A 2,312-nucleotide genomic window follows, 5' to 3' on the forward strand; every position below is an offset into this window, starting at 1 on the left:
CGACCGGATCGCCCAGGGCGTGCCGCCAGCGGGTCGTGTCCAGCCGGTCGCGGCCGGCCGTCTCCAAGGTCCGGACGAGCCGGCGCAGCAGGCTCCGGCGGCGCAGCGGGGAGATCTGCTGCCGGAGCAGGTCCTGCAGGACGGTCCGGGAGATGCGGACCAGCCCGTCGCCATGGGTCGGCGCGCCGACCCGGTCGAGCCGCAGGAAGCCGCGGGCGTCGACGGCGGCGATGTCGGCGGTGTCGGCCAGGCACTCCACGGTCGCCGCGGGCAGCCCCCCGGTGATCGCGAGGAGTTCGGCGACGTCCCGGGCGGCCGCGGACAGCGCGTCCAGCGACCTGCGGCAGGTTCCCGCGCCGGTCACGGCGACCGCCGGTGACCTGGTCAGGGTCCACAGGCCGTTGGCGTCCACGAGGCAGCCCATCTGGACCGACGAGCGCAGCAGCTCCCGCAGCGTGAGCGGGTAGCCCTCGCACAGCGCCGCGAACTGCGCCGCGGTCGCCTCGCAGATGCGGCCTTTGAGCATCGCCTCGGCCAGCTCCCGGATCGCCTCCCCGTCCAGGGGCGAAAGATCGATCCGGGCGACGTGGTCGTCCTTCCACAGCGCCGTCACCTCGGCGGGCACCGTGTCCCGGTCGAGGTCGGCGGCCAGCAGGAGCACCGTCCCGCCCCGCCTGGCCAGCTCCAGGACGGCGGCCGACTGGTCGGAGTCCAGCAGATGAGCGTCGTCGATCACCAGCGCCTGACGGCCCGCCGGACGCTGCCCCGGGCCGGACAGCCGCCTGACCCACGACACGTCGAACTCCGCCGGATAGCGGATGCTGGTGTCCCGGGGGAGCTGGGCGACGGCCTCCTCCAGAAGCCGTGTCTTCCCGACCCCCGCCGGGCCGGCGATCATGACTCCTCTGCGGCCCCGGGGCCGCAGGAGAAGCCGCCGCAGCAACTGCTGCTCCTGGTCGCGTCCGAACAGCGGAATGTCGCGAGTGGACAGCTCCGCAGCCGCCGCCGTCCTGATCGGCTCGTCGAGCAGTGAGGCCGCACCTGTCATGCCGTGTTCCCCGTTCTCCCGGCCATCGCCGCAGCGGCCGATGACCGGCGCTGCCCTGCCAGACTCGCCCGAGCCGGTGGCATGACAGGAGGGGGGAACCCCCTAGAGCGCGGTCGGGATGCCGAGCGGCGGACGGCCGGAACCGGGCGGGCCCGCGAACGCCTGAGCGATCTCCAGCCACCGGACGGCGTCCGCTCCGACGGCCCGCACCCCGAGGTCGTCGCGGTGGCGGCGGCGGGTCACCAGCAGGCAGAAGTCCTCGGCCGGGCCCGTGACGTTCTGGGCGGCGTCCCGCGGACCCCACGCCCACACCGACCCGTCCGGCGCGGCCAGCTCCACCCGGAACGGCGCCTGCGGGACGGGCAGCCCGTTGACCACGAACGCGTGGTCCCGCGTCCGCACCCCGAGATGGGCGATATGCCGCAGCCGGTGGGACGGGGGCCGGCTCACCCCGAGGGCGTCCCTGACGTCCTGGCCGTGCGCCCAGGTCTCCATGAGCCGCGCCGTCACCATCGAGGTGGCCTTCATCGGCGGCCCGTACCAGGCCAGGAGCGTGTCCGGCGGCAGAGCGGCCAGCGCCAGCATCAGGTCGTTGCGGGCCGCGCGCCACCGCCGCAGCAGCGCGGCCGGAGCGAGCCGCGCGCCCCGTGCCGCCCCCTCATCGACGTAGGACTCCGGTGCGGTGACGGCGGACAGGTCGGCGATGAAGGCGTCGGCGTCGGTCGCCGACAGGTAGGCCTTCTCATCCGTCCACAGCAGATGGGCGATCTGGTGGGCGACCGTCCACCCCTCGGCGGGCGTCGGCAGCGCCCACAGGAGATCCGGCAGGTCCCGAACCGTCCGGTCGAGTGCCTCACCCTCGTCTTGCAGGTCGGCGAGGAGGCCCAGGAAGAAGTCAGTCATGCCCCAGAGGGTTCCGGGCGCCGCCCCGCCGCGTCATTAGGGCCCGACCCGTAAGCACCGCCCGGAGGAATCACGTTAATCCTCGGGGTGGGAGTACGGGGCCGCCTCCAGTGCCGCACCCGCCCGACGTGCAGCACGCTGAACGTATGGATGTGATCAATGAGGGGGAGTACGGCCGCGCACCGGTGCCCGCTGTGCCGGAGATATCGGAGGTCGCCCGGATTCTCGCATGGGCGCACGCCGAGCTGGACCCGATTCTGCGCGCGGTCGTCGAGGCGATGCCCGAACCGGCCCGCTCGGTGCTGGCCCACCACCGGGGCTGGGACGGCGCGGGCGGCACCGGCGGCGGCTGCCTGCGCGG

The 2,312-nt window shown here is 74.1% G+C and carries 2 protein-coding genes and 1 pseudogene; 1 reads left to right on the plus strand and 2 read right to left on the minus strand.

The features are described from left to right. A partial coding sequence (locus ACYVE7_RS32790; protein ID WP_460370306.1) for an AAA family ATPase occupies positions 1-1,048 on the minus strand: 1,048 nt, incomplete at its 3' end. Positions 1,049-1,150: 102 nt separating this feature from the next. After that, positions 1,151-1,951 carry a TIGR03084 family metal-binding protein gene (locus ACYVE7_RS32795; RefSeq protein ID WP_460370308.1) on the minus strand — a complete coding sequence of 267 codons (801 nt, stop codon included), beginning with the start codon at positions 1,949-1,951 and terminating at the stop codon, positions 1,151-1,153. 146 nt (positions 1,952-2,097) lie between these two features. Between ACYVE7_RS32795 and ACYVE7_RS32800 the strand changes: the two are divergent. Further along, positions 2,098-2,312: pseudogene (locus ACYVE7_RS32800) on the plus strand (hypothetical protein); the annotation flags it as partial.

The sequence above is a fragment of the Actinocorallia lasiicapitis genome, assembly GCF_054778695.1.

Coding starts and splice junctions, on each gene's coding strand:
- ACYVE7_RS32795 (WP_460370308.1), bottom strand. CDS start 1,951: ATGACTGACTTCTTCCTGGGCCTCCTCGCCGACCTGCAAGACGAGGGT.